Below are 26805 nucleotides of genomic sequence, written 5' to 3'. Positions count from 1 at the left end.
CTAAAGTGCTTTCTTCTGAATAGTAGCATTTTTCTTTTCGTAAGTCCCACGATTCATCTGAATGAAGAAGTACGCACCGATAAGCGCCCAGCCGCCGACCATGATCCACTCATACGGCCAGATAAGAGCAGCAGGCATTCCAGGCAGGTACAAGACGATGAAACCAAGACTAAGTATTAAAGCTAAATACCCGAACACCGGAGATTTACCAGCGCGGAACGGACGCTCCATTTTCGGTTCTTTCTTCCTTAATAGAATAAAGGACATAGCGACAAGGAAGTAGGCGACAACAATGCCAAGGCCACCGGCATCGACAATCCAGACCAGGGCAGATCGCCCAAGGAGTGGAGCAAGCGCAGATAGAATACCGATGAACAGAACGGCGTTGGAAGGTGTTTTATATTTAGGGTGCAGTTTGCCGAACCATTGTGGTATCATTCCTGATTCAGCCATCGCATAAAGAACCCGGCTGCCGCCGATGACAAAGGAGTTCCAGCTCGTGACAATACCTGCTACACCACCGAGAATCAAGATTTGGGCGAAACGTTCAGATCCGAACAAAGCTGCCATAGAATCGGCAGAAGCAAGTTCTGAAACGGCAAGTTCTTCCGGACTCAGCGCAAGGCCTACACCGAGTGCGATCGCCAAATAAAATACAATGGCTGCAATGACAGATATAATAAGGAAGGAACCGATTTTCCGTCTGGGGAGGTTCGCTTCTTCTGCTACTTGAGGAATGACATCAAAACCGACAAATAAGAAAGGAACCATGACGAGCACAGTCATAATGCCACCCGCTCCACCTTCAAATAAAGGCGAAAGGTTGGAAGGTTCTCCGTAGGCAGCGGATCCGAAAATCAGCACAAGTCCGACAGCAACAATCATTAAGGTAAACACCGTCTGCAGAACCGCTGCCTGCTTTAGACCTATAAAGTTGATTGCTGTGATAATGACGGCTCCTAGTGAACCGATGAGTACCCAGTTCAGGTGCACGTCCCAACCGGCAATCGTCCATAGATAGCCGGCCTGGTAGTCAGGAAGCAGGTAGTCGATAACGGTCGGTAGTGCAACTGCTTCAAAAGTCGCTACCGAAATATATCCGAGCGTAATTGCCCACGAAGCAACGAACGATGCTTTCTTGCCAAGTGCCCTGTGGACGTATTCGTGCTCGCCGCCTACTTTAGGCATCGCCGAAGCTAATTCCGCATAATTCAAGCCGACACAGATGACCAGGAATCCACCAATGATAAAGGCAATGACCGCCCCTACCGAACCTGCCGACGTGATCCACGTACCTGAAAGAACGACCCATCCCCAGCCGAGCATCGCACCGAGAGCCAGAAACAACAGATCAAAGGACGATAATACCTTCTTTAATTTCTTATCTTCCATTAAGCATCCCCCCTTTTTTTATACCGAAAATTCCGTCTTCTTTTCCAACACGGACTCCATTGCGTCACGCAGGATATCCAACCCTTCGTTCAATTCTTCATTCGTAATGACGAGCGGCATCAGGAAGCGGACGACATTTCCATAGACTCCTGCACCAAGTACCAGCAAACCGCTGTGTTGAGCTTTTGAAATAATTTCAGACGCAAGTGCTTTATCCGGTGTTTTCGACGTACGGTCTTTGACAATCTCTACAGCCACCATAGCTCCAAGACCGCGGATATCACCGATGCAGTCAAATTCTTCTGCAAGCTTGGTGAACCTGTCTTTAACCGTTGCACCAATTTCGACAGCACGCTCGTTCAAGCCCTCTTCTTCAATGACATCAATCGCCGCAAGGGCTGCTTGACAGGCAACCGGGTTACCACTGTACGTACCTCCAAGTTCTCCCGGACCGGCAGCATCCATGACTTCCTGACGTCCAATGACTCCACTGATCGGCATACCGGCACCCAATGATTTCGAAACCGTGATCAAGTCCGGAGTAATACCAAAATGCTCAGAAGCAAAATAACTGCCCGTTCTTCCGAATCCCGTCTGGATCTCATCTGCTACGAACAAAATACCGTGCTCCTCACAAAGCTGCTTGACCGCATGGACGAAACGCTTCGCCGGTACGATAAAGCCGCCTTCTCCCTGGACAGGTTCCATAAATACAGCAGCGATTGTTTCCGGTGCGACTTCTTTCAGGAAGAAATCATGGAACTGTTCGATCATGAAATCGATATAAGCCTCTTCTGACATTCCCTCAGGACGGCGGTAACTGTACGGGAAAGGAGCCTTGTACACTTCCGGTGCGAATGGACCGAATTCATATTTATACGGCTTTACTTTGCTCGTCATGGACATCGTCATCAGCGTACGCCCGTGGAACGCATTGGCAAATGTGACGATGGCTTGTCTGCCAGTATATTTCCGAGCAATCTTAACGGCATTTTCTACAGCTTCTGCACCACTGTTCTGCAAAAGCACCTTCTTCTTATGAGATCCAGGAGCAAGCTGTGTCAATTTTTCAGCAAGAGCGACGTACGGTTCATACATCATTACATTGAATCCGGTATGAATGAATTTTTCAATTTGATCATGGAGTGCCTCTTTTACTTTCGGGTGACAGTGGCCGACGTTGATCGTACCGATCGCACCTGCAAAGTCGATGAATGTATTACCGTCCACATCCGTGATTTTGGCTCCTTCCGCTTTCTGTGCAAATGTTGGAATGCCGTAGCTTACTGAATCAGGAATTACTTGATGACGGCGTTCCAGCAGCTCGCTCGCTTTTGGACCTGGGATGTTTGTTTGGATAGATACGTGCTTAGACATGTTTAACCACTCCTTTTAATTAATAGAAAACCGATGTTCGTTCAGACAAATCACTCAGTGTCGAGAGCAAATGGTTACGAATTGCTGTCTCCGCTGCTTCAGAATCCCTCTCCTGCAAATGTTCGAATATCACCCGATGTTCGGGAATCGATTTAACCTCATTCATTGGTGTCGAGTAAAATTCATCTCGGAGGATTAAATAACAGTCCGACCACTGATTCAACTTGTCGACTTCCTGTAGAAGGAATTCATTGCCGGATACCTCGGATAAGAACGTATGGATCAAACCATTGACCCGAAGGAATTCCTCGAAATTCTTGGACTTGTAGGTTTCCAGTTCATCGGAAAGTAGAATTTCAAGCTGTTCCAGATGAGCATCATCCAGCTTAGGAACCGCAAGTCTCGCTGCATAAGTTTCTAAAACAATTCTCAGTTCAAAAACGTCCCGAAGCTCTTTGTTGGACGGTTTGTAAACAATCGCCCCCTTATTGGGAACCAGTTCTATCAATTTCTCACTTTCCAATCGCTTGAAAGCAGCTCTTATCGGAGTTCTGCTCATATTTAACTCTTTACTTACCCAATCTTCCGTAATTCGCTGTCCCGGAACAAGCCGTTTCAGCATAATGGCACGTTTCACCTTTTCATATGCTCTCTCTTCACTACTACTCATTTTGCATCCCACCATTGTATTCGAAGATTGTATACAATTTACTTCTAACAACATGTTATCTTAAAATTCACAAAGTTTCCACATAATTTTCTGAATTTAGTGATTATTGCATAAAAATTCATCTGCTTGTCTAGGGCTTTTTACACATAAAAAAAGACCTTCCCAATCAGAAAGGCCTTTCTCTTTTTACCTATTCTGCCAGCGCCTTGCCAGCGATTGAATATGATCAGGAGTCGTACGACAACAGCCTCCTATGATCGTTGCCCCGGCTTCCACCCACCGATCGGACTGCTCATCGAAACGTTGACAGGAACGTTCTCCGTACCAGTCATTCGTGTCGGGATCGTATGTTTCTCCCGAATTCGGGTATAAAATAATCGGCTTATCTGTAAGAGCGCGGATATGGCCGACTGCCTCTGTCGCATCAGGAATCGGAGCACAGTTCACTCCGACTGCTACCACCTGCTCCCTCCCTTCGATCACATCTATACAACGTCTCCATTCCGTTCCATCGCTGATTTGGCTGCCATTCTTCAAGGAAAAGGAAAGCCACGCACTGGCGCCCGGATACTCGCCCAATAATTCCGTCAGTACTTTCGCCTCCTGGAGGGAAGGAATCGTTTCAAAGGCAAGCACGTCGGCACCCGCTTCGATGAGCGCTTCTATTCTGGGACGGTGAAATTCTTTCAGCTGCTCATCCGTGACACCATAGTTCCCGATATATTCTGAGCCGTCAGCAAGGTAGGCGCCATAAGGGCCAACCGAACCTGCAACGACAGGATAAGCTCTGTCATCCGCTTCCCTCCAGACATCCGAGCGTGCTTCCTGTGCCAGGCGAACGGTATCTTTAATTAATGTGCGCGCCTTATCTTCGTCGATCCCCCGCTGCTTAAACCCATCAATGGTTGCTTGATAACTAGCGGTGATGGCAATATCCGCACCATTACGGAAATAATCGGCATGAACCTTACGGATAGCATCCGGATTCTCAAGCAGCACACGGGCGGACCAAAGTGGATCATCAAGGTCGAAGCCGTATGTCTCCAATTCTGTCGCCAACGCCCCATCGAGAATAATCGTTTTTTTTGTTTCCAATAGTTGTTTAATAGGATTGCGCTTGTTGATTTTGTTCGACATGTTCTACTCTCCGTTTCTTCTTGGATTGTGACAGATAATACCCTGCATAACAAAGGATGATGAATGGAATTCCACAATACAGGGCGATCCGCTGTGTCGGATCAAAGGCGATTCCGATGCAGGCGGCAAGACAGAGCAGGAACGATGCGATCGGCACCAATGGATAAAGCGGCGCCCGGTATCCCAGGTCCTCCACCTTGTTCCCAGCTTTCACATAAGCCCGCCGGAAATTAAATTGAGCAAGACTGATGCTCATCCATACGATAACGACTGCAAGTCCTGAAATCGATACCAGCACGATATAGACGGTATCGGGCGCAATGATGCTGGACAACAGAGCCAGTCCCCCACCAAGCATGCTGAATAAGATGGCGTTCAGCGGAATGCCTTTCTTCGTCATTTTCGCGAATTTCGGAGAGATCGTCTTCCGATCCGCGAGAGACCACAGCATACGGGAGGAGGCATATAACCCTGAATTCGCTGCAGACAAAATAGCCGTGATGATGACAAAGTTCATGATATCTGCGGCAAATGGAACACCGACTCTTTCCAAAACGGCAACGAAAGGACTCTCAATGACTCCGGCTTCCGAACTCGGAAGCAGCGCGGAAAGCACAATAATTGTTCCTACAAAGAAAAGAATGAGCCGTACGAGCGTCGTCCGGATGGCTTTCGGGATTGTTTTCGCGGGATCGACCGTTTCTCCCGCCGCAATACCGATCAACTCTGTACCGGAGAATGCGAAGTTGACCGCCAGCATCGTCATTAAGATGGCGAAAGCCCCATTCGGAAACAAACCGGCTTCTGTGAAATTAGAAAAGAACGGAGCTGGTTCAGAATCTGCAAGCGGCACAATACCGAAAATTCCAGCCAGACCAAGTAGAATAAATAGAAAAATAGCGATGACTTTGACAGAAGAAAACCAAAACTCTGATTCTGCAAAAAACTTCACGGTGAATGCATTCAATCCGAAGATCAAAATCGCGAATAAAGCGCTCCATATCCATACACTTATATCCGGGAACCACCGCTGCATCATCAGTCCGGCAGCTGTGAATTCCGATCCCAGCGCCACTGTCCAGGTGAGCCAGTAAAGCCAGGCAACCGTAAACCCCGTTCCCGGACCGATATACTTCGCGGCATAACTGTGAAACGCACCAGTCTCCGGCATATGTACAGACAACTCACCAAGACAGAGCATCACTAAGTAAACGACCAACGCACCAATCAAATAGGCAAGCACCGTCCCGAATGGTCCTGCCTGCTGGATGGTGTATCCGGAACTGAGGAACAGCCCGGTTCCGATGACTCCACCGAGTGACAGCATCACAAGGTGGCGTGTTTTCATTTCTCTTTTGAAGTTCTGTTCCATTTTCTCTTCCCCTCCACTTTCTCTTCATCTAAAAATACATAAAAAAACGCACCCTGGAGCGGGTGCGTTTACCGACAAATAAAAGGAAGCTCCTATCTATCAGGGTTATTCAACACCCGCTGGAATTAGCACAGTGTCTGCATTCAGACCTGTTGCTGAGGCTTCAAAGGGCCAGTCCCTCCACCTCTCTGGATAAGAAATATGTATTTTTTAAATACTCTAACAACGCAAATAAAAAATGTCAACGCTGAATTTTATTCTTACGCTGCAACTTGAATGTTCCGAATATCCTCGAATTTTGTTGTTTCTAGATTCATAGGAACGTATAATGAGAGTGGTTAAAATGGATGAAATTGCCTTAACACTCACGTTCCGTTCCCTTTCTGAGGAGGTGATAGACAATGAAAACCTTCATAAAAATACTAAAAATATCAGGAATCGTCATCGGCTCCATATTCGCACTGCTCGTGCTCATTGGTATGTTCATGCCGGGAGAAATTGATGTCTATGGAGAAGGAGATTCAGAGAAACCCGACAACCTGACTGTATCAATGGATACCTACATCACAGATGAAGACTATGAGCCTACTGAAGTTGCTTTTCTCACTCATACGATAGCTGCGTTAAACGAGATCGACAATCAAAATTGGGGTGCTTTGGATGCCTATTTTTTGTATGAACGGGTTTATGAAACCGCTCTTCGTGACGTTTATATGAACAAAGAAGTCGATCCGGAGCACATCACAGATGTCCATTACACCGTACGGAACAAGCAATTTCAATCTTATTTGGATGAACAGCCGGTGAGCCCGCTCAGCACCGAAACCGATCACGGGGTGGAATGGGCGACCTTCCAATATGATGTGTGGGTAACCTTCTCCTTCGAATTGGAACGGGTCATCACGGATGATGAAGACCGGACATATACCGATCGCTTCGAGGTGCAGGGAGACTACCCTCCACATTGGCAGTCCAGTATGAAGGAAACACACTGGCGCTTGAATTCCTTAATGCTACGCCCTCTAGAAAATGAATAAAACAGGAGATGAAGAGTATGAAACTCAAATCCATCCCGGTTATTCTGCTCGGCCTGCTGTGTTTGACGGCATGCTCCAACGTAGTGGATGCAGTCGGGGATCAATACCCAATGGAGGATATCGTATACGATGATGTGGGCAACAAATCGGAAATCTTCCGCGCTTATGATCAGAAGCCGGAGAAAGTGGCGGCCGGCATCACCGACTCTGAAGAGGCCGTACATAAAGCCTCCAAAGACGGTCGTGATTTAATGCTCTACGACGATTACCTCGTGCAGGTCTATCAGGACACCCAGAAAGAAGAAGATACCATCATCGAAGTATCGGATAAAGAATTCGTCCGGAACAATTATGATAGTGATTTCTTTTCGGACTACGGCATAGAAGAGGAAGCAGAAGAGGTTTATGCTATGGACCTCGATAACCGCGGCGGCTTCTTTTATACAGGGTATATCGGCGGCAGCGGCGGAAGTTATGTGAAAAATGCCGGGAGCAGTCCATCCGTACGCCAGTCATCCAGCACATCCTCCGGTGTCCGCGGCGGCGGCCCCGGAGCAGGAAAATAACAAAAGAACAGGAGCGAAAAACCATGTTTGAATTCGATATTTCGGAAGTACTGAATGTTTATGACCTTCTATTGACCTTGCTGTATTGGATCGTCATGCTTGTCCTGGCAGGAATTTGTATGGCCATCTTTGAAAAATTCACCCCTTATAACGATAAAGAAGAGCTGCTGAAGGGCAACGTCGCTGTCGCTTCTCAGTTCGCCGGGAAGTTGATCGGTCTAGGTATCATTACAGAATCTTCTATTGCCCACAATTTAAGTATTTGGAGCGCCTCTATCTGGATCTTCATCGGCTTTCTATTGATGATTGCCGGCTACTATTTGTTCGAGTGGATCACTCCGTTCAAAGCGGAAGAGGAAATAAAGAAAAACAACATCGCTGTCGGCCTTGTAGCGGCATCTGTCAGTATCTTCATCGGTTTTGCCGTAGCAGGAAGCATTACATAAGAAGAATAAAGGAGGACCAACCGTGAACGCACAAAAGTATCTTTATCTGTCATCAGGAATCGTTTCAATCTGCGGAATCGTCTTCCAAGTTCTTTATGGTGCTGCAGGCAGCTACTTATTCGGGGACAGCGTTCTTTATTACTGTATAACCATCGGGCTGTTCATGATGGCCATGGGAATCGGAGCAGCCCTGAGTGAAAAACTGAAGAACTGGCTCGTCACCCGCTTCGTTCAGGCAGAGTACTTGATCGCTCTCGTCGGGGGCTTTTCCGTCTTTGGATTGTTTTTTTTCACTGCTTACTTCGATGACGGCGTTGCCCAGATCTACTTGTACACCGTCATATCTTTGACCGGGTTTCTGACAGGTCTGGAGCTCCCGATCCTGATACGAAGGGTTCAGGAAATCCGTGAAGATATAAGTAAAAGCACAGCGAGGGTGCTGTTTTTTGATTATGCCGGCAGTCTGATCGGGTCCGTAGGATTCGCTCTCGTCCTGCGTCCTCTGCTCGGTCTGATCAATACTGCCTTTTTCATTGCCATGATCAATGCGATTGTCGCTCTGTTCATCACATTAAGGTTCCGAAAAGAGATGTCCAGGCCCAAAGTCCACCAAGCGGCCGGCTTCCTCATTCTCCTTCTGCTTGTCGCGGGATTCTTATTTGGAGAGAAGTATGCCAGTGTCTTTGAGCAGAAATCTTACGCAGACCCGATCGTTTACACAGAAGAAACAAAGTATCAGAAGATCATTTTGACCAAGGAACCGGGAGATGTACGGCTGTTCTTGAACGGACAGCTGCAGTTCGCAGAAAGTGACGAGTTCCGTTACCACGAAGCGCTCGTCCACATTCCGATGGCGCTTGCCGATCAAACGCGCTCGGTTCTGATTCTCGGTGGAGGCGATGGTCTTGCTGTCCGGGAAGTATTGAAGCATGAAGACGTGGAACAGATTACCCTGGTCGACCTCGACCCTGCCATGACGGACCTTGCCAACACCAACCATGAGCTGCTCCGACTGAATGAAGGTTCCTTGAAAGATAGCCGTGTTCAGGTCATTCATGAAGATGCCTTCCAATACTTGCGCGATTCTAAGGAGCTTTATGATGTTATCCTTGGCGATCTGCCGGATCCCAACGATGAAGGCCTCAACAAGCTGTATACGAAGGAGTTCTACTCCCTTGTACGGAACCACTTGTCACCAGGCGGGAAAGTGAGTATTCAATCAACGAGTCCGGTTTTTGCGACCAAAGTGTACTGGACCATTAACAAAACGGTACAAGCCACAGGCCTTGAAACCGCCAATTATCATCTAGACGTTCCAAGCTTCGGAAACTGGGGATTCACTCTGGCCTCCCGAGAGCCTATATCCATTGACAAGTTGGGTTTCGATGGACTTGATTTAAAATTTCTCAATGAGGAAGTCGCCCCTTCTCTATTTGAGTTTGGTAATGACACGGACGAAGTCATTGAAGAGAAGGGAAAGACATTCGATATCCCCGTCAACAGTCTCAATCGTCCAAACCTGATTCAGCTGTATCAGGAAGCATGGGAAAATTACTAAGATGCTGCAAAAAAGCCAGCCCGGGAGGCTGGCTTTTTTGATTCATGCTTTATTCATTTGACGTCTGCGAAACAACAGGATTCCACCGGCACCGGCTATTACGGCACCGAGCACTATCCCCGCCGGATAAGCTGCACTTGTATCCGCAAGCTCTCCGCCTTCTTCTGCTTCAGAGGACTTATCCATGAGCTGGAAAATGTTTTTGGCATGATCTGTGTTATCTATTTGACCGGTGAACAAATCTGCACCGGGTCCATAGGCATAAACAGGAATGTCTTCTCCTGTATGGCCATCCGTCGTCCATCCAGTTCCAGATCTTTCGTTGAAGATAGCTTCAATACTGTTGTCTACTTCCGTCACTCGATCATCGCCGGATGCGGACTCTATCGCTTTCTCAACAGATGCGATTTCTTCTTCTGTCACATCAAACCCGATATTATCCTGCAGGGTCTTCTCCACGTCTGCTCCATCTTCCACGATTTGGCGAGCCATATAGTCAGGCGTATGTTTCGCCGCTTTGACAGGTTCTGCATCCCAGTTGTAAGGACCACCTGCCCCTACTGTCATGCCTCCTGTAGAATGGTCGGCGGTCGTAATGACAAGCGTTTCCCCATCTTTCTGAGCGAACTCAATTGCTTTCTTATGAGCCTTTTCAAAGTCTTCCACTTCACTCATAGCCGCTACAATATCATTATCATGACCTGCCCAGTCTACTTGGCTTCCCTCCACCATCAGGAAAAACCCTTCGTCGTTTTTACCCAAAGTATCCAACGCTTTCGTCGTCATTTCAGCCAACGAAGGTTGTTCTTTAGGCCGGTCGATGGCATAATCCAACCCAACTGGTGCGAACAGGCCTAGAAGTTGGTCTCCATCCGCAGCTGCCAGCTCATCAGCTGTGGTTGCATAATCGTATCCATCCTTTTTGAATTCCTCTGTCAGATTACGGTCTTCCCGAGCAAAGAAGTCTGTTCCCCCGCCGAGCAGGACATCGACTTTATGTTCACCATTTATTTTTTCATCATAATAATCATCAGCAATTTCATTATAATTTTCCCGGGAAACGTTGTGTGCGGCATAAGCAGCCGGTGTCGCATGGTTAATTTGAGCCGTCGCTACAAGTCCAGTGGATTTACCAAGCTCCTTTGCTTCCTCCAACACCGTTTTGGTCTCCTTATGCTCCAAGTCAACGCCGATGGCACCGTGATAGGTTTTCACACCGGAAGACATAGCCGTACCGGCTGCGGCAGAATCGGTAATGCTTTCTTTTTCATCTTCTGCGCCTCCATCGTAGTACTTGTCCAATGACGATACATCATGCATTCCAACTAGATATGGATCGAAGAGATTACTTTCGACTTCCATCGTCTCTGGATTATCTTTCATATACCGATGGGCGGTAGTATACGAAGTACCCATTCCGTCACCAATCATCATAATGATATTCTTAGGCTTTTCAACCTTCTGTTCCTCAGCGTTTATGTAGTTGGCGGACGAACCAAAAACCATAGCCGACACCGCAGCTGCCATCATCCATTTATGCACTTGCTTGTTACCCATAGTACAACCCTCCATATGTATTGTTTTCCCATCCCCCATACTAGGGTTTGATTGTAAATAGAAAAATAACCGTCTGTTAAAACATCGTAAAAAAAAAGAAGCATGTAATTAACTACATGCTTCTTGCAATAGATACCTATTTACGTCCCACAAAAGGTCTGATAGGGTCCGGGCGGGACAGGGATCACAGCGTATTCGATTTGTTCCTCTGAATAAGCGTAGGGATCAGAAAGGAGACGGATGAGTTTCTTTACCGGACCGTAGTCCTCTTCCGATACGGCCGCAGCCAACGCTTCTTCTACAAGGTGGTTACGCGGAATAAGAGCGGGATTTGTCCGCTTCATCGTTTCATATGCTTCCGTCTTGGATGCTGCCTGGCTGTCCAGGCGAGCCTGCCACTGTTTATACCACTGCGTGAAAGCAGTGGTGTCACTCAAAGAGGACTCCTCCATCCTATCCTGTGTTAATAAGCGGAACGTTTCCGTGTAATCGGCTTTATTCTTCTCCATAATATCAAGCAGGTCCTCAATTAAAGGCTCATCCTGCTGCTGATTCTCAGTCAGTCCAAGCTTGGAGCGCATTCCATTGAGCCAATGCTCCTTAAACAGCGAGCCAAAACCACTGAGGATCTCCTGGAGCTCTTCGACTGCTGCTTCCTGCTTTTCGTCAAGGAGAGGAATCAATGTCTCTGCGAAACGGGCCAGGTTCCACATCGCGATAGCCGGTTGATTCTTATAGGCATACCGGCCGCTTGTATCAATCGAACTGAAAACGGTATCCGGATTATAAATATCGAGAAACGCACATGGACCATAATCCATTGTCTCTCCACTGATTGTCATATTATCCGTATTCATGACGCCGTGCACGAAACCGACGAGCTGCCACTGGGCAATCAGCTGCGCCTGTCTCCGGACCACCTCTCTATAGAAACCGAGGTAATCTCCTGCTTCCAACTCTGGAAAATGGCGCTCCGTCGCATACTGTACAAGCACTCGAAGATGTTCGGCATCTCCTTGTTTTGCTGCATACTGGAATGTACCCACGCGCAGATGGCTGGCTGCTACTCTTGTAAGTACAGCTCCGGGCCATTCTGTCTCCCTCTGCACCGTTTCACCAGTCGTAACAACAGCCAGGCTGCGGTTCGTAGGCACTCCCAGTCCATGCATCGCTTCACTGATCACATATTCCCTGAGCATTGGTCCAAGCGACGCCCGTCCGTCTCCTCTCCGGGAATAAGGAGTCGGACCGGCCCCCTTCAATTGAATATCGCATCGCTCTCCACCCGGAGTCATCTGCTCCCCTAAAAGGACGGCCCGTCCGTCACCGAGCATGGTAAAATGACCGAATTGATGACCGGCATAAGCTTGGGCTATAGGTTGAGCACCCTCAGGTATCTCATTACCTGACAGCTGCTCTGCATGTATATCATGCAGTCCAAGAATTCCTCCCAGCGGTTCATTGTATAGGACCAACTTCGGGTCCGCCACCGGTGTCGGGGCCTGCCGGGCATAGAACACCCCGGGAAGTTTTGAGTAGCTGTTAAAAAGATTCCAACCTGCTTTATCGGAATGTGTCATGTTATCTCCTTTATAAGTGTGTCCTACGTTACTTATCATTCGTATGCCCATCCTAACATACCCCAATAAAAAAAGCGCACCCTTGGAGGTGCGCCTGTTTCCTTAAAACTCTTCATAGACAGCAGGATCCTGGTCGTTCATTCGACCATCCGGAACGGACAAGGAGGAAATCTTATTCATTTCCGTATCCGTCAGAGAAAAGTCGAAGATTGCACAGTTTTCCCGTTGACGGGTCGGTGAAGTTGAACGTGGAATCGCTATGGCCCCTAACTGGTAATGCCAGCGGAGGACGACCTGCGTCACCGATTTGTTATAATGGGAGGCGATTTCCTGTAACGTTTCTTCCTCCATCACTTTTCCGGCTCTTGCAAGCGGACTCCAGGATTGAGTCGCAATCGTATGCTCTTCATGGAATGCCCTTTGTTCTTCCTGATTAAAGAAAGGATGAAGTTCCACCTGATTGATACTAGGAAGCACTCCCGTTTCCTTCTTCAGACGTTCCAAATGTTCGGGCAGGAAGTTACAAACACCGATGGAGCGGACAAGCCCCCATCTCTTTGCATCAATCAACGCCTGCCAAGCTTCTACATACATGTCCTGCTTCGGGTTCGGCCAGTGAATCAAATAAAAGTCATAATAATCCAACCCCGCGCGGTAGAGGGATTCCTGGATTGTCGTGAGTGCTTTGTCATACTCGTGGTATCTGCCTGGAAGCTTGGAAGAAATCAAAAGCTGATCCCGCGATACAGAAGAGCGTCGGACAGCTTCTCCTACAGTTCCTTCATTTTCATAATTGTACGCACTGTCGAGCATCCGATAGCCTGCATGAATGGCGCTCCCGATTGCTTCCGCTCCCTTATTGCCGTTCAGTTCATATGTACCGAAACCAAGTGCCGGCACTTTCATTCCATCATTCAGTGTTATTTCAGGAAAGCCATTACTCATTACCATCTACTCCCTTCCATTTTAAACCACCATATCACCCACAAGAAAATATATCCAAAATAATGCATCCGTCTCTGCCGTTGAATGTGCTCAGGAAGTACAATAGATTTTTCTCGTTAAATCAATAAAACCGCTTAACGGAACTGACATCCACTTCTCTTTATGCCATGCTATCTGCGTGTATAGGGGAGGCATGTCCTTTGTCCAGGGAAGTTCGACCAACCGTCCCTCCCTGATCTCTTTCTCTACTACCATTTCTGGAAGTGCAGCCAGCCCCAAGCCCGCAACGGCACACTGCTTGATGGCTTCTATGCTCCCAAACTCCAACAGGTTGGACAAAGAATATCCGTCTTGGTGAAACGAGTGTTCCAACAGCTCCCGGTAAGAGCAGCCTGACTCGGTCAACAGAAATGTTTCGTCTGCTAATTCATCCACTCCTACCTTCTTTTTCACAGACAAAGGATGATCTGCAGCAGCCACCACCATCAGCTTTTCCTCCCGAAGGGCTTCGGTCACTAAGTGATCTGCTGATTTTTCTTGATCTAACAGAACAGCCACATCCAGCGTCCCGTTCCTTATTTCTTCCCTCACTCGCGCTTCGGAGTGGGCCGGCTTGAATATTACCTTCACTTCAGGGAAGTGTTTTCTGAAGGCAGACAGCACGGGAGGCAGGCGATAGGTGCACTGACTTTCCTGTGCACCTATGACGAGCGTCCTCTGTAATTTATGCTCATCACCCACAACAGCCTTTGCTTCTGCATATATTCGGACAAGCTGATCCGCGTATTCCTTGAACCGATGCCCTGCGTCTGTCAGGAATAGTCTTCTTCCCAAACGCTCAAACAAAGGCTGACCCAGCTCCTCTTCCAATGCTTTTATCTGTGCCGTTACACTTGATTGAGCAAAATTAAGCTGCTTCGCCGTCTTTGTAAAATTCAGCATCTCAGCCGCTGTTATAAATGTCCGCAACTGCTTGAAATCCATCATCATTCTCCTTAATCATAAATTCCGATCGTTTCAATCATAATAATCCGTTTTTATGTTCAACACATTCATTATACACTGGAAACGGAATATACAAGGAGGGAAGTATCATGAAACTTGCCGTTATATACGGTGGAGGACGCAGGGAAGGAAATACCAGGTATTTAACAGAACGCATCATTGCCGGTATGAAGGTGGACCGGATGGAAGTAGACGCCCACCATATTCTGCCGGTCATAGACGGACGTCACGCTGCAGAGGGATTTCCATCTGTACAAGATGATTATGATGGACTGATGAGACGTGTCATGGAAGCAGACATTCTACTCTTCGCCACCCCCATTTATTGGTACAGTATGACCGCTGCCATGAAGCTCTTCATTGATCGTTGGTCGCAGACGATGAGAGATCCGGCTTTCCGTGATTTCCGGACAAAAATGGCTGAGAAACAGGCATACGTCGTCGCTGTCGGAGGGGATTCTCCTCGCACGAAAGGTCTTCCAATGATCCAACAGTTCCAACATATCTTTGATTTTGTCGGTCTCCCCTTTGCTTCCTATCTAATCGGAGAAGCAAACAAGCCCGGCGAGATCACCACAGACAAGCAGGCACTCTATCAAGCGGATCTATGGAACGAAACGTTCAAACAGATTCTGAAGTAAACCATGATTTCTAAACAGATAAAACACACAAAAAAGACCGCCTGGATATTCTCCAGGCGATCTTTTTGTTTTTGTATCATTGATCCAACAAGTGACAAGCAGCCGTTTGACCAGTTCCAGACGTCTGAAGCTCCGGAACCTCTGCCTTACAGCGATCAAAGGCAAATGGACACCTCGTATGGAAAGGACATCCGGAAGGTGGATTGGATGGACTCGGGAGGTCTCCCTCCAGAACGATCCGTTCCCGTTTCGCTTTCGGATCCGGTACCGGTACGGCAGACAGCAGCGCCTTCGTGTAGGGGTGCTGCGGGTTTTGGATGACCGCATCCCGCTCTCCTACCTCCACCAGTTTCCCTAAATACATGACGCCGATCCGATCGGAAATGAAATCCACAACGCTTAAATCATGAGCGATGAACAAATAAGTCAAATCCAGTTCCTGCTGTAAATCCTTCATCAGGTTCAACACTTGCGATTGAATGGACACATCGAGTGCAGAAACCGGTTCATCCGCAATAATGAGCTTCGGATTGACGGCCAGAGCCCGTGCGATTCCAATCCGCTGTCGCTGTCCCCCACTGAACTCGTGCGGATAACGATCGGCGAATTTCCTGGACAAGCCGACCGTGTCCAACAATTCGTTTACTCTCGCATCGATGGCCGGTCCCTTAGCGAGCTGGTGAACGATCAATGGCTCACCAATAATTTCCCTTACCGTCATTCTTGGGTTCAACGAGGCATAGGGGTCTTGAAATATCATTTGAAAGTCTTTGCGCGCCTGTTTCAGTTCGCCACCCGAAAGCTGGTCCATCCGCTGTCCATCAAAGGTGACCGTGCCCTCCGTCGGGGTGAGCATCTGCATAATCATTCGTCCGGTCGTCGATTTGCCACAGCCGGATTCGCCGACAAGACCGAATGTCTCCCCTTTTTTAATATCGAAAGAGACTCCGTCCACCGCTTTTACCACTTGACGGGATTGCTTCCTGAAACCTTTCTGGCTTACGAAATGCTTTTTCAGTCCTTCTACCTGCAGTAAGGATTGATTCATGATGACACCTCCTCCTCATGAAGCCAGCAGCGATTCTCTCCGTTGAACAGAGGCGGCTCTTCTTTCCAGCACCGTTCAAAGGCGAACGGACAGCGGTTAGCGAATTTACATCCCTCAGGCCGGTCCTCTACAGTAGGAACCTGACCCTGGATAGAATCCAGCCGATCTTTTCTTTCCCCAAGCTTCGGAATCGACCCGAGTAATCCTTGTGTGTACGGATGCTTAGGATTTTCAAAAATGTCGATGACGTTTCCCTGTTCTACGATTCTTCCTGCATACATGACGGCAACTCTGTCACACATTTCCGCAATGACACCAAGATCATGCGTAATGAACAAGATAGACGTATCGTGCTCTTTTCTCATGTTCCTCATCACATCGAGAATTTGAGCTTGAATCGTTACATCGAGCGCCGTCGTCGGTTCATCCGCAATCAGCAAATCCGGGTCACACGACATAGCCATGGCAATCATTACGCGCTGACGCATTCCTCCTGAGAGTTGATGGGGAAACTCCTTCATGATTTCCGCTGCTCTCGGAATACCGACCTGTCCCAGCATAGAAACAGCATGACGCTTCGCCTCCTGCTTCGTGAGAGACTGGTGTTCCAGAATCGCTTCCACTAATTGCTTGCCTATTTTCACAACAGGATTCAAGGAAGTCATCGGCTCTTGAAAAATCATCGACATACGGTTTCCACGCAATTTACGTTTCTCCCTGGTGGATGCTTTCGCTACATCCTTCCCGTCAAAGAGTACTTCACCGCCGACAATCTCCCCCGGTGTATCTTCCAGCAGCTGCATAATGGATAAGGAGGTCACACTCTTACCGCTCCCGGACTCCCCGACAAGGCCGACGATTTCCCCCGGATACAGCGTAAGATCGATTCCTTCTACAGCTGGAATCATCTTTCCGTCCACCCGGAAGCTTGTGTGCAGCTGATTAATAGTTAAAATTGGCTCTGTCATTTCGTCTTCCTCCTTAATCACGGATTTTCGGGTCGAGCGCATCCCGTAATCCATCTCCTAAAAGATTGAAAGCAAGAACGGTCAAGAAAATTGCAAGCCCCGGAAAGAACGTGACATGCGGAGCATCATTCAGATAGTTACGCCCGTCACTAAGCATGGCTCCCCACTCCGGTGTGGAAGGATCAGCCCCAAGACCGAGAAAACTCAGCCCCGCAGCGATCAAGATTGCTGAACCGATCCGCATCGTGAAATATACAATCAGCGTCGAGACAGTCCCCGGGAAAATATGCTTCCAAATGATCCTCCAGCTGGATGCACCGATAGACTGCGTCGCCTCTACGTAAAGCGTCGATTTAATAGAGAGCGTGGTGCTCCGGATGATCCTCGCAAAGACCGGCACACTGAAAATGGCTACAGCCATGACGACATTAAACAGCCCCGGTCCGAGAATAGCGATAATTCCAATGGCAAGCAGCATCCCCGGAAAAGCGAGCAGGACATCCATAATGCGCATAATGGCATTATCGATCCACTTACCGAAATAGCCGCTGATGATACCGAGAGCGGTACCGACAACTGCACCAATTAAAACAGAAGACAGTCCGACGGCTAATGATATTCTCGCTCCATGAAGAATCCGGCTGAAAATGTCTCGACCGAAATCGTCCGTTCCAGCAAGGTGATCCATGGACGGAGAAGACAACAGTTGATTATAATCCGGTTCATTGGGTTCATATGGAGCAATATACGGTCCTAAGATCGCAATAAGAAACAGGAATAAAAGGAAGATTCCCGCAAAAAAGGAAACCTTCTGTTTCTTAAATGATTTCCAAAACTGCCGGAAGGGCGTCACTCTTTGCTCCGTCTGCTGTTGTTCTGCTGATTCCACCATTACGACCCCTCCTCATAACGAATTTTCGGATTCAAGAAACCGTACAAGAGATCTACAAGCAGGTTGATCAATAGAAATTCAAGAGAGAATAATAGAATTTCCGATTGAATGACCGGGTAATCTCTAGCAGTAATAGAGTTGATCAGAAGTCTTCCAAGCCCCGGCCAGCTGAAGATCGTCTCGGTTATAATGGATCCACTGAGCAGGAATCCGAATTGGAGTCCAGACATGGTCACTACGGGAATTAAGGCGTTTCTAAGTGCATGCCCATTAATGACTTTGAACTCTGACAGTCCTTTGGAACGGCCGGTACGGATATAGTCTTCTTTTAAAACATCCATCAGCGAGGACCGCGTAAACCTGGCGATAATGGCCGCCACCCCTGCTCCGAGTGTAATCGATGGAAGAATGTAAGATTCCAACCCTCCGATGCCGCCTGTCGGAAACCATCCGAGCTGGACAGAGAAGACTTGGATCAACATAAGTCCCAGCCAAAAGGAAGGGATGGATACACCGGAAACGGCAAGGAACATGGTGAGATGATCCTGCCAGCGATTACGTTTGACTGCTGAAACTACTCCAATAAGAAGGCCGAATAAGAGCGCCCAGAACATGCTGGCAAGCGTAAGAGTAAGTGTTGGACCAAAACGCTCCTTCAGCATATCCAGAACAGGTTCACCGCTGACGATCGAGGTGCCTAAATCTCCTTGGAACAGATTTGCCATATAGTTCAAATATTGTTGATAAAGGGGCGCATCAAGACCATATTTCACACGGATATTCTCGATTTCTTCCAAAGTGGCGTCCGCTCCGGCTATCAATCTGGCGGGATCCCCCGGTATCAAATGCACGAACAGAAATGCAATGACGGAAATGATGAAAAGCAGCGGAATCATACTGAGAATCCGCTTGATACTGTATTTAAGCATATTCTCCCTCCTTCATTTTTCGTTTCCTTCTCTTAATCAGTAAAGAGGCTGAGCGCTGTCCGCGCTCAACCTCTGGAAGTTATTCTGATACGATTTCAGCGTTTTTCAAGTCCAGGACTCCGGAAGATAACATAGTAATCCCCTTCACGTAATCCTGATGAGCATAGAGCAGGTCAGGAACCGCAAGGAATACCCAAGGTGCATCGTTCCAGATCATTTCCTGCGCCTCTGCATAATACTCTGCACGCTTATCATCATCGGCTGTATTTAATGCCTTCTGCAACAGCTCGTCTACCTGATCGTTCTTATAATAGGAAGTGTTATAAGACTCCGGCGGGAAAGATTCTGAGCTGAATAACGGACGAAGTCCCCAATCTGCATCGGCTGTTGAAGGAGACCATCCTCCGTTGTAAAGCTCGAGTTCCGTATCTTCCGGCTTCTCGACACCCCAGATGTTGTCTCCAAGTGTACCGCCTTCCATAGGGACGACGTTCAGCTTAATACCGACTTGGCTCAACTGCTGTTTATAGAACTGCATCATCTTCGTCTTGTCAGAACTTGTACCGCCCCAGATCGTCGTTTCAAATCCGTCCGGATAACCGGCTTCTGCAAGCAGCTCTTTCGCTTTCTCCGGATCATATTCATAGACTTCCTGACCAGAGTAGTGTTGTGTATCAGGTGCAATGGAAGACTCGGCAACAGTCGCATAGCCGTCATAGATGACATTGACATACGCTTCTTTGTCGATTGCATAGTTGATGGCTTGACGAACTTTTGGATCGTCAAACGGTTTCTTCATGGTATTCATAGAGAAATACTTAACGACAAGAGACGGCTTGTTCTCCACCGTTACACCTGCTTGATTCTCTAATGTATCCACCTGGCTTGTAGAAACAGGGAAGACGAAATCCGCTTCGCCTGTCTGAAGCATTGCGGAACGAGAGCCGCTTTCAGGAACCGGTTTGAATACAAGCTGGTCCACTTTGGGAACTTCCGGATCCCGGTAATCATCAAACTTCTCTACAGTCAGGTGATCCCCGCTCTTCCATTCTTTGAATTGGAACGGGCCTGTTCCTACAGGATTGCGGGCAATCTCCTCTTCGCTTTCTGAAATCGATTCCGGACTGATCATTGCTGCAGCCGGATGGGCGAAGTTGTTCGGCATGGCGCCAAACGGCTCTTTCAATGTAACTTTCACTTCGTATTCTCCGAGAACTTCTGTGCTGTCGACAAGCTCGAATAGAGAGCTTCTCCGCAACTGACTGTCAGGGTCGGCAAGCCGGTCGATATTCGCTTTGACCGCTTCCGCATTGAAAGGCGTACCGTCATGGAAAGTGATGCCTTCTTTCAGTTGGAAGGTAAACTCCGTAGAGTTCTCATTTGCTTCATAGCTTTCTGCTAATACCGGCACGATGTTCAAATCTTCATCGAACCCGAGCAACCCTTCGTACACAGCGGACTGCGCCGAATAGGACTGGTTGTCGTTCGTATCATGCGGATCCATGCTCGTGAAGTTGCCGTCTACGGCAATGGTCAAACCTTCTTCCTTAGAAGGCGCCTCCGCTTTTTTACTGCTGTCTGCTGTTCCATTCCCGTCTCCTTCTCCGTTACCGCATCCGGCGATAACAAGGACAAGGAGAAGGGAGAGAACCGGTAAAAAACGTGATAATTTCAATTTCTTTTCCCCTTTTCTCCGTTTTTTCTCTTGAATTCCTACTAACATCTTCCGTATAATTCGATAGTATGGAATCCATACCAGAATACTAGGATTTTAGTACAGAAAAATCTTTATGTCAAAGAAAATTTTATATAAATAGGAAGACAAAGGAGAAAAAATTACAAATGAGACCACTCATAGGCATATCAGGAAGTATTATAATCGACCAGGGCGGGCGGTTTCCAGGCTATGACCGCGCCTATGTTAACAACGATTACGTCCAGTCTGTCCTCCGCGCAGAAGGTATTCCATTCATCCTTCCCGTGCTGGAAGATGACGAAGCGGTTAAAGCACAGGCGCAGGCAATGGACGGCCTTATCCTTTCCGGGGGACACGATGTCCAGTCTCTTCTTTATCAGGAAGAGCCGTTACCGAAGCAGGGATCTCCCTTCCCTGAGCGGGACCATTCAGAGGGAGTGCTGGCAGTAGAAATGATCCGGCAGGGTAAACCTGTATTTGCCATCTGCAGAGGCGTGCAGCTTTTAAACGCTGTGTATGGAGGAAGTATGTATCAGGATACCTCCTATATGAAGGGAAATATTCTCAAACACGACCAGGTCCATACGCCCGCACAAGCGACGCATACAATACAAACAGAGCCGGAGAGCTTTATGCGTGAACACTTCGGTACAACGACGTTGACGAACTCCTTCCATCATCAAGCGATCAAAACGGTGGCGCCGGGATTTAAAGCAACCGCTTATGCGGCGGATGGCGTTATCGAAGCAATTGAAATGGAAGACACCACCGCTTTTGTCATCGGTGTACAATGGCACCCGGAAATGATGACAAAAAAACACGAGCGGATGCAGCGACTATTCGATCATTTTGTAAACCAAGCCTCCCTCACTAAACAACCGACACCGTAAATAAACGAAAAAATCCATACGCCCGGGCGGCGTATGGATTTTTTTCATTATACTTTGACACGTTTAATGAAGAAGGAAAGAATCAAACCTACCCCTGCAATAATCGTACCGAACCAGAAAGCACCTTGAACCCCTGAGGTGAAACCAAGGACCTGGTTCATCGGATCAGCCGGATTGTCGACCGTATTCATAAAACGGGCGGTTCCGGATGATAGAATAGAAATAGCAACCGCTGTTCCAATCGCACCGGAAACCTGCTGGAGCGTATTCATGATAGCTGTTCCATCCGGGTATAAATCAGCCGGCAGCTGGTTCAAACCATTGGTCTGAGCCGGCATCATAACCATGGAGACACCAATCATCATGACGATATGGAGGCCGATAATCCAAGCGGATGTCGTTTCCATATCGACAGTCGTAAACCCAAGCATTGCTGCGAGAATGATGACGAACCCTGGAATGACAAGGAACTTAGGACCGAACCGGTCGAATAATCCACCCATGATCGGAGAAATCAAACCATTGATAATTCCCCCAGGAAGCAGAAGCAGCCCTGCCGCAAACGTCGTCAATGCAAGGGAAGTCTGCAAATACAACGGAAGAAGAATCATAGATGATAGAATGACCATCATTGTAATGACAATAATAATCAAACCGACGGTGAACATCGGATAACGGAACGCACGCAAATCAAGGATCGGTTGTTCCAGTTTCAGTTGACGATGAATGAAGAATGCAAGCCCGATCGCTCCGACGATGAGCGGCAGGACAACGACCAAATGTCCCCATCCTTCGCTCGTGCTGCTGAAGCCATAGACGATTCCGCCGAATCCGAATGTAGAATAAACGATGGACAGAGCGTCAATTTTTGGCTTCGTTGGTTCTGTCACGTTCTGCATATAAACAAAACCGAACAAGAGCGCTGCGATTAATAGCGGAAGGGAGAACCAGAAAATCCAATGCCACGTGAAATTGTTAAGAATCAGTCCGGATAACGTCGGACCGACAGCAGGCGCAAACATGATCACCAACCCGATGACTCCCATAACTTTTCCGCGATTCTTCGGTGGAATGATGACAAGGATCGTGTTGAACATAAGCGGAAGCAGCAACGCCGTTCCAGCTGCCTGAACAACCCGTGCGATCATAAGAACTCCGAATACCGGGGCCAGTGCCGCAATTAATGTTCCTATAATCGACAGGATAAGAGATGCTGTGAAAAGCTGTCTCGTCGTAAACCATTGCAGGATCAAACCTGATATAGGAACAAGAATTCCTAGTGTCAACAGGTATCCAGTCGTTAACCAATGGACGGTCGTTTCCTGGATCCCGAATGTGGTAATTAAACTATTGAGCGCCATGTTAAGCGCCGTTTCACTGAACAGCCCCACAAAGCCTGCGACCACTAGTGAAATAATGATCGGCATCGGCTTTATGGCCTGTTTTGATGTATTCATTTCTTCCGATGCTGCTGCATCCATCTGCATTGCTTATCTCTCCTCTTTTTCTTTACTCAACAAATACGGCATTTGTCTGGCGATTGCTCGGAGCGGTTCTCCGTTAACCATCGTCTTCGCCAAAATAAACGCACCCTCAATCATTGCGTGGATGCTTATTCCCAAGTCTTCCGCACGCTCTTTACTGTAACCCGACGCTTCCAAAGCCTGCACATAGAAACGATTCCAATGTTGATAGGTCTGCTTGCATGCGAGCCTTAGGTTCTCATTGCAAATAGAAGTCTCTGAGGCAATCAGGCCGATGGGAACGCCCTCTCCAGGTTCCCCTCTTTCGAACATGTCGGCGATGTCCAGTATGTGCTGCTTCAAAGCTTCGCCGACATCCATTCCAGGCCTGAGGCTCTTCTCCAAGTCTTCCGCGACCGCAGTCCGCATCCGGGCAATGGCTTCCAATGCGATTTCTTCCTTCCCACCAGGGAAATGGTAGTACAAAGAACCTCTTGGAGCCCCACTTTCTTTTATGATCTGACTCAAACCTGTACCGTTATATCCTTGTATATGGAAAAGGTTGGATGATGTATTCAGAATGATTTCTTTCGTATCTGCATGCTTGCTCATTCTTACTCCTCCCTCAATAATTATGACGAACGGTCTATATAAATTTAATCGTATTTGAAGGCAAAGTCAATAAAAAAAGACCGTAACAAACGGTCATTTTAATCGATGGCTCTCAACACATCCAACAGCTGCTTTTTAAACCTTTTCCTGTCTACCTGCTCACAGACACGCACGTTCGGTGCCTTTCCGGAACGATTGTTAATATCGACAAGGCTGTATCCCCTCGTGAGCTCTCCTTTTGTTTCTATATCCACATAATATTTATGCGACTTCGTCATCAATTCTTCGTCGGCTGCAACCGCCATAAGCAACGTATCCGGATGAGTCGTTCCTGTTAATCGGTGCACTTCTTTATTGAATTTCTTGACGACTTCGTTTATCTGCACGAAGAAGTCCGCCCCCTTCGTACCAAGCGCCGCTATCTCCTCATGATCGGAATCATCCATGATAGAATACTCCAAGCACATATCCCAGCCGACCATTGTAATGGGTATGCCTGAGTGAAGAACAATGCGCGCAGCTTCAGGGTCCACCCAAAAATTATATTCTGCTGCTGCTGTAATATTCCCAAGAGAATTATTTGTTCCTCCCATTATGTACAAGTGCGGGATCGCTTTAATAATGCTCGGATCCTTCTTGATCGCCAACGCAATATTCGTTAACGGCGCAATCGCAAGCAGTTCAATCTCGCCGGGGGAACGCTTCACCCGCTCAATAATGAAATCGACGGCATGTCCTTCCTCCGGCCGCTGCTCCGCTTTCGGAAAGTGCGCCCCGCCCATTCCATCTTCGCCATGTACATCCTCTACGGTGCGGTGACCAGCCTCCCCGTTCATTAAAAGCGGCCTCTCGCATCCCTTATAAACAGGAACATAGCGTCCGCCTCCGGACACCTCGATCGTATACAACGCATTTTCCACTTCCTGATCGAAGTCTACATTTCCTCCTGTAATGGTGACCCCTTCCACTTGAAAATTGTGAAGAGCCGTAAGAATAGCAATCGTGTCGTCTCCGGCTGTGTCTGTATCAATAATTACTTTTCTCATGAACAGTCCCCCAAGGTTTTCTTCTATGTACAACCTTTATTGTACACCAAATCCCCCTGACTTTTTCCAAAAAGCCGGGGTTCTTATAGATAAATCGGTGTACAATAATGATCGTATCCGGGCATGTCATTGCGAACCACCGCTTCATACATACGCTGGACGGCCAATGTGATGGAACCGGGTTCCCCTGTCCCCACCCTTCGTCGATCCACTTCAACCACCGGCTTAATACCGATGGCTGTACCTGTAAAGAAAACTTCATCAGCCCGGTACAGCTCGGCTCTCGCCAAACTCTGCTCTTTTACCTTGATCCCCATCTCCTTCCATAAAATCTCCATAACCGTAGCACGTGTAATTCCCGGTAAGATGTCATCCGCAACAGGAGGCGTCCATACACAGTCCCCTTGAACCACAAATATATTCTCTGTCGCCCCTTCACTCACGTTTCCGTCTTTCGTCAAAAAAATCGCCTCATCATATCCATCTGCCAACGCTTGACTGACAGCAAGGGCTGAATTCAAGTATCCGGCCGTCGGCTTCGCCTGAGGGGGGATCATATTACTTCCAATCCTGTTCCAGGAAGAAACACAAGCTCTTAAAACCGGCTTCGGCTCATATTCCAAATAGCTTGTGAACACAGCCACTCGGTTGTTGACACCAGCTATATCCGGACGTAACATATCCGCCCCGTGGAAACAGAGCGGACGAATATAAACATCCTGTTTTACGTGATTAAGCACAAGCAGCTTCCTGACAATCGCGATCATTTCTGGTACGGCATATGGAATGGGAAGGAAGAGCAGTTTCCCGGATTTGTAAAAACGATCGATATGATCTGCCAACCGAAAAACATACAACTGCCGATGCTCCTCATTCCAAAAAGCCCGGATACCGTCAATGCATCCTAAACCATAATTCAGTCCTTTATTCCTGACATTCACCGTGGGAAGTGTCTCCTCTACAAAACGACCTTGATCAAACATAAATAGCATCTATCTCCACACCTTTACTATCAGCTCAGCAAAAGCCTGAGAATTGAAGTTGACGGATTAGTTTCGAGACATACTCTTCTTATATCTATCCTTTCCGGTCCTTTTTCAGAACCAGCCCCCCGACGCCTGTTATAAAGTCAGGATCTTTTGTACACTTTTTCCTTGCTTTACTTCATACATCAAATTGTCTGCTTCATTAATAACGGACAAGAGATCCTGCTCGCCTGCAGTGAAGCTGCACAATCCTATACTGACGTTTATACGCAGTTCTTGTTCATGAAAAAGGAGCGGTTCTTCCAAAGCAAGGTGGACCTTGCTGCGAACGTCATTCGTATCGGCATTCCCTTCATAAATGAGAATGAATTCATCTCCGCCGTACCGGTAAAGTGTACCTGCTTCATCCATAGTTTCGTGAAGAACAGCTACAAAATGTTTAAGGGCAGCATCCCCCGCCAAATGACCATGACGATCGTTGATTTGTTTGAAGTCATCCAAATCAAGAAAGAACAGGTGCATCCGTTCTCCTTTCTTAAGCTCCAATACATCTCTTTGGAGCGCTGAACGATTCAGAAGTCCTGTTAAATCGTCGGTCGTGACGAAACGCTGCGTCGTTTGAAGCGTATCCAACGTATCATTCACCCCGTTTGTGAATAACGCCAGTGACCCGGAGGAACGCATATGGGACCGTACGGACAGATCCCCTTCCTTGATAGATCGGAAAAGTCGTTTATGGTAATTCAAAAACCAGTGAATGAAGAAGTAGAATACAAAGAAATTGATTAAACCGAGCAGAAGGCCTGCTGTGATGGATGAGAATGTGAAGAACCATTGCAAATCCTGTGGAATCGGAATGACTTTGGGCATAAACTGCACAAACAGCCCTCCGATGATACAGCCGAGCACTAAGTAAAAAGCAAACATGATCCATAAATAGTTCCACTTCATCCTTTTCACCACCATGTCTTTATTCCTATATCGGCATCTTC

At 47.6% G+C, this 26805-nt stretch carries 25 protein-coding genes and 1 riboswitch; of the genes, 6 read left to right on the top strand and 19 right to left on the bottom strand.

What is annotated here, in order from left to right:
* From M662_RS03600 to mmuP, 5 genes are all read right to left on the bottom strand, one after another.
* Complete coding sequence (locus M662_RS03600; protein ID WP_026578690.1) at positions 1-1392, bottom strand: APC family permease; 1392 nt, start codon at positions 1390-1392, stop codon at positions 1-3.
* An 18-nt stretch (positions 1393-1410) separates the two neighbouring features.
* Positions 1411-2769: a 4-aminobutyrate--2-oxoglutarate transaminase gene (gene gabT, locus M662_RS03595; protein ID WP_008633920.1), complete on the bottom strand. Its 1359-nt coding sequence runs from the start codon at positions 2767-2769 to the stop codon at positions 1411-1413.
* A gap of 19 nt (positions 2770-2788) precedes the next feature.
* Positions 2789-3439 carry a GntR family transcriptional regulator gene (locus M662_RS03590; RefSeq protein ID WP_026578691.1) on the bottom strand — a complete coding sequence of 217 codons (651 nt, stop codon included), beginning with the start codon at positions 3437-3439 and terminating at the stop codon, positions 2789-2791.
* Positions 3440-3625: 186 nt separating this feature from the next.
* Positions 3626-4576: a homocysteine S-methyltransferase gene (mmuM, locus tag M662_RS03585; protein ID WP_035388635.1), complete on the bottom strand. Its 951-nt coding sequence runs from the start codon at positions 4574-4576 to the stop codon at positions 3626-3628.
* The gene (mmuP, locus tag M662_RS03580; protein WP_008633923.1) at positions 4542-5948 is read right to left on the bottom strand and encodes an S-methylmethionine permease; all 1407 of its coding nucleotides are present in this window, start codon (positions 5946-5948) and stop codon (positions 4542-4544) included. The genes mmuM and mmuP overlap by 35 nt, the downstream gene beginning before the upstream one ends.
* 89 nt (positions 5949-6037) lie before the next feature.
* Positions 6038-6147: riboswitch (SAM riboswitch) on the bottom strand.
* Between the two features lie 202 nt (positions 6148-6349).
* Between mmuP and M662_RS03575 the strand changes: the two genes are divergently transcribed.
* The 4 genes from M662_RS03575 to M662_RS03560 are packed head-to-tail and all read left to right on the top strand — an operon-like array spanning position 6350 to position 9555.
* Entirely contained in the window at positions 6350-6985 is a 636-nt protein-coding gene (locus M662_RS03575; RefSeq protein WP_008633925.1) for a hypothetical protein, read from the top strand.
* 17 nt (positions 6986-7002) lie between these two features.
* On the top strand, positions 7003-7551 hold the full coding sequence (locus M662_RS03570) for a DUF4247 domain-containing protein (RefSeq protein ID WP_026578693.1): 549 nt from the start codon (positions 7003-7005) through the stop codon (positions 7549-7551).
* Positions 7552-7574: 23 nt separating this feature from the next.
* The gene (locus M662_RS03565) at positions 7575-7997 is read left to right on the top strand and encodes a DUF350 domain-containing protein (protein ID WP_008633930.1); all 423 of its coding nucleotides are present in this window, start codon (positions 7575-7577) and stop codon (positions 7995-7997) included.
* A 22-nt stretch (positions 7998-8019) separates the two neighbouring features.
* Entirely contained in the window at positions 8020-9555 is a 1536-nt protein-coding gene (locus M662_RS03560) for a polyamine aminopropyltransferase (RefSeq protein ID WP_008633932.1), read from the top strand.
* Positions 9556-9597: 42 nt separating this feature from the next.
* Here the strand turns inward: M662_RS03560 and M662_RS03555 are convergent, their stop codons facing one another.
* From M662_RS03555 to M662_RS03540, 4 genes are all read right to left on the bottom strand, one after another.
* On the bottom strand, positions 9598-11112 hold the full coding sequence (locus M662_RS03555) for an alkaline phosphatase (protein WP_026578694.1): 1515 nt from the start codon (positions 11110-11112) through the stop codon (positions 9598-9600).
* 140 nt (positions 11113-11252) lie between these two features.
* Complete coding sequence (locus tag M662_RS03550) at positions 11253-12692, bottom strand: protein adenylyltransferase SelO (protein ID WP_026578695.1); 1440 nt, start codon at positions 12690-12692, stop codon at positions 11253-11255.
* Between the two features lie 102 nt (positions 12693-12794).
* The gene (locus M662_RS03545) at positions 12795-13637 is read right to left on the bottom strand and encodes an aldo/keto reductase (protein WP_026578696.1); all 843 of its coding nucleotides are present in this window, start codon (positions 13635-13637) and stop codon (positions 12795-12797) included.
* A gap of 90 nt (positions 13638-13727) precedes the next feature.
* A complete protein-coding gene (locus tag M662_RS03540; protein WP_026578697.1) occupies positions 13728-14621 on the bottom strand; it encodes a LysR family transcriptional regulator in 894 nt (297 codons plus the stop codon).
* Between the two features lie 110 nt (positions 14622-14731).
* Between M662_RS03540 and M662_RS03535 the strand changes: the two genes are divergently transcribed.
* Positions 14732-15283, top strand: a complete 552-nt coding sequence (locus M662_RS03535; protein WP_026578698.1) for a flavodoxin family protein — start codon at positions 14732-14734, stop codon at positions 15281-15283.
* A 76-nt stretch (positions 15284-15359) separates the two neighbouring features.
* Here M662_RS03535 and M662_RS03530 read toward each other — a convergent pair whose 3' ends face one another.
* The 5 genes from M662_RS03530 to M662_RS03510 all read right to left on the bottom strand — a co-directional run bounded on the left by M662_RS03530 (position 15360) and on the right by M662_RS03510 (position 20795).
* Positions 15360-16331, bottom strand: coding sequence for an ABC transporter ATP-binding protein (locus M662_RS03530; protein ID WP_008633950.1), 972 nt, complete (start codon positions 16329-16331; stop codon positions 15360-15362).
* Positions 16328-17299, bottom strand: coding sequence for an ABC transporter ATP-binding protein (locus M662_RS03525; protein ID WP_026578699.1), 972 nt, complete (start codon positions 17297-17299; stop codon positions 16328-16330). Before M662_RS03525 ends, M662_RS03530 begins: the two co-directional genes overlap by 4 nt.
* Positions 17300-17312: 13 nt before the next feature.
* Positions 17313-18191: an ABC transporter permease subunit gene (locus tag M662_RS03520; protein WP_008633954.1), complete on the bottom strand. Its 879-nt coding sequence runs from the start codon at positions 18189-18191 to the stop codon at positions 17313-17315.
* Positions 18191-19120: a nickel ABC transporter permease gene (gene nikB, locus M662_RS03515; RefSeq protein WP_008633956.1), complete on the bottom strand. Its 930-nt coding sequence runs from the start codon at positions 19118-19120 to the stop codon at positions 18191-18193. Before nikB ends, M662_RS03520 begins: the two co-directional genes overlap by 1 nt.
* Positions 19121-19199: 79 nt before the next feature.
* Positions 19200-20795, bottom strand: coding sequence for a glutathione ABC transporter substrate-binding protein (locus tag M662_RS03510; RefSeq protein ID WP_026578700.1), 1596 nt, complete (start codon positions 20793-20795; stop codon positions 19200-19202).
* Positions 20796-20962: 167 nt separating this feature from the next.
* On the opposite strand from M662_RS03510, the gene M662_RS03505 reads away from it, so the two are divergent.
* Positions 20963-21706, top strand: a complete 744-nt coding sequence (locus tag M662_RS03505) for a gamma-glutamyl-gamma-aminobutyrate hydrolase family protein (RefSeq protein ID WP_026578701.1) — start codon at positions 20963-20965, stop codon at positions 21704-21706.
* A gap of 47 nt (positions 21707-21753) precedes the next feature.
* Here the strand turns inward: M662_RS03505 and M662_RS03500 are convergent, their stop codons facing one another.
* The 5 genes from M662_RS03500 to M662_RS03480 all read right to left on the bottom strand — a co-directional run bounded on the left by M662_RS03500 (position 21754) and on the right by M662_RS03480 (position 26764).
* A complete protein-coding gene (locus M662_RS03500; protein ID WP_026578702.1) occupies positions 21754-23163 on the bottom strand; it encodes a DHA2 family efflux MFS transporter permease subunit in 1410 nt (469 codons plus the stop codon).
* A gap of 33 nt (positions 23164-23196) precedes the next feature.
* Entirely contained in the window at positions 23197-23781 is a 585-nt protein-coding gene (locus M662_RS03495; RefSeq protein WP_008633966.1) for a TetR/AcrR family transcriptional regulator, read from the bottom strand.
* 98 nt (positions 23782-23879) lie between these two features.
* The gene (locus M662_RS03490; protein WP_026578703.1) at positions 23880-24827 is read right to left on the bottom strand and encodes a nucleoside hydrolase; all 948 of its coding nucleotides are present in this window, start codon (positions 24825-24827) and stop codon (positions 23880-23882) included.
* Between the two features lie 83 nt (positions 24828-24910).
* Positions 24911-25819 (bottom strand): branched-chain amino acid transaminase, encoded by a 909-nt coding sequence (locus tag M662_RS03485; RefSeq protein WP_008633971.1) that lies wholly within the window; start codon positions 25817-25819, stop codon positions 24911-24913.
* Positions 25820-25948: 129 nt separating this feature from the next.
* Positions 25949-26764 (bottom strand): GGDEF domain-containing protein, encoded by an 816-nt coding sequence (locus tag M662_RS03480; RefSeq protein ID WP_008633973.1) that lies wholly within the window; start codon positions 26762-26764, stop codon positions 25949-25951.
* Positions 26765-26805 lie beyond the last annotated feature (41 nt).

The organism is Bacillus sp. SB49 (assembly GCF_000469135.2).
GTDB lineage: Bacteria > Bacillota > Bacilli > Bacillales > Halobacillaceae > Halobacillus.
Note: the sequence above shows the minus strand (reverse complement) of the source record. Positions and strands in the feature narration are given on the sequence as shown.

Coding starts and splice junctions, on each gene's coding strand:
- M662_RS03600 (WP_026578690.1), bottom strand. CDS start 1,392: ATGGAAGATAAGAAATTAAAGAAGGTATTATCGTCCTTTGATCTGTTG.
- gabT (WP_008633920.1), bottom strand. CDS start 2,769: ATGTCTAAGCACGTATCTATCCAAACAAACATCCCAGGTCCAAAAGCG.
- M662_RS03590 (WP_026578691.1), bottom strand. CDS start 3,439: ATGAGTAGTAGTGAAGAGAGAGCATATGAAAAGGTGAAACGTGCCATT.
- mmuM (WP_035388635.1), bottom strand. CDS start 4,576: ATGTCGAACAAAATCAACAAGCGCAATCCTATTAAACAACTATTGGAA.
- mmuP (WP_008633923.1), bottom strand. CDS start 5,948: ATGGAACAGAACTTCAAAAGAGAAATGAAAACACGCCACCTTGTGATG.
- M662_RS03575 (WP_008633925.1), top strand. CDS start 6,350: ATGAAAACCTTCATAAAAATACTAAAAATATCAGGAATCGTCATCGGC.
- M662_RS03570 (WP_026578693.1), top strand. CDS start 7,003: ATGAAACTCAAATCCATCCCGGTTATTCTGCTCGGCCTGCTGTGTTTG.
- M662_RS03565 (WP_008633930.1), top strand. CDS start 7,575: ATGTTTGAATTCGATATTTCGGAAGTACTGAATGTTTATGACCTTCTA.
- M662_RS03555 (WP_026578694.1), bottom strand. CDS start 11,112: ATGGGTAACAAGCAAGTGCATAAATGGATGATGGCAGCTGCGGTGTCG.
- M662_RS03550 (WP_026578695.1), bottom strand. CDS start 12,692: ATGACACATTCCGATAAAGCAGGTTGGAATCTTTTTAACAGCTACTCA.
- M662_RS03545 (WP_026578696.1), bottom strand. CDS start 13,637: ATGAGTAATGGCTTTCCTGAAATAACACTGAATGATGGAATGAAAGTG.
- M662_RS03540 (WP_026578697.1), bottom strand. CDS start 14,621: ATGGATTTCAAGCAGTTGCGGACATTTATAACAGCGGCTGAGATGCTG.
- M662_RS03535 (WP_026578698.1), top strand. CDS start 14,732: ATGAAACTTGCCGTTATATACGGTGGAGGACGCAGGGAAGGAAATACC.
- M662_RS03530 (WP_008633950.1), bottom strand. CDS start 16,331: ATGAATCAATCCTTACTGCAGGTAGAAGGACTGAAAAAGCATTTCGTA.
- M662_RS03525 (WP_026578699.1), bottom strand. CDS start 17,299: ATGACAGAGCCAATTTTAACTATTAATCAGCTGCACACAAGCTTCCGG.
- M662_RS03520 (WP_008633954.1), bottom strand. CDS start 18,191: ATGGTGGAATCAGCAGAACAACAGCAGACGGAGCAAAGAGTGACGCCC.
- nikB (WP_008633956.1), bottom strand. CDS start 19,120: ATGCTTAAATACAGTATCAAGCGGATTCTCAGTATGATTCCGCTGCTT.
- M662_RS03505 (WP_026578701.1), top strand. CDS start 20,963: ATGAGACCACTCATAGGCATATCAGGAAGTATTATAATCGACCAGGGC.
- M662_RS03500 (WP_026578702.1), bottom strand. CDS start 23,163: ATGAATACATCAAAACAGGCCATAAAGCCGATGCCGATCATTATTTCA.
- M662_RS03495 (WP_008633966.1), bottom strand. CDS start 23,781: ATGAGCAAGCATGCAGATACGAAAGAAATCATTCTGAATACATCATCC.
- M662_RS03490 (WP_026578703.1), bottom strand. CDS start 24,827: ATGAGAAAAGTAATTATTGATACAGACACAGCCGGAGACGACACGATT.
- M662_RS03485 (WP_008633971.1), bottom strand. CDS start 25,819: ATGCTATTTATGTTTGATCAAGGTCGTTTTGTAGAGGAGACACTTCCC.
- M662_RS03480 (WP_008633973.1), bottom strand. CDS start 26,764: ATGAAGTGGAACTATTTATGGATCATGTTTGCTTTTTACTTAGTGCTC.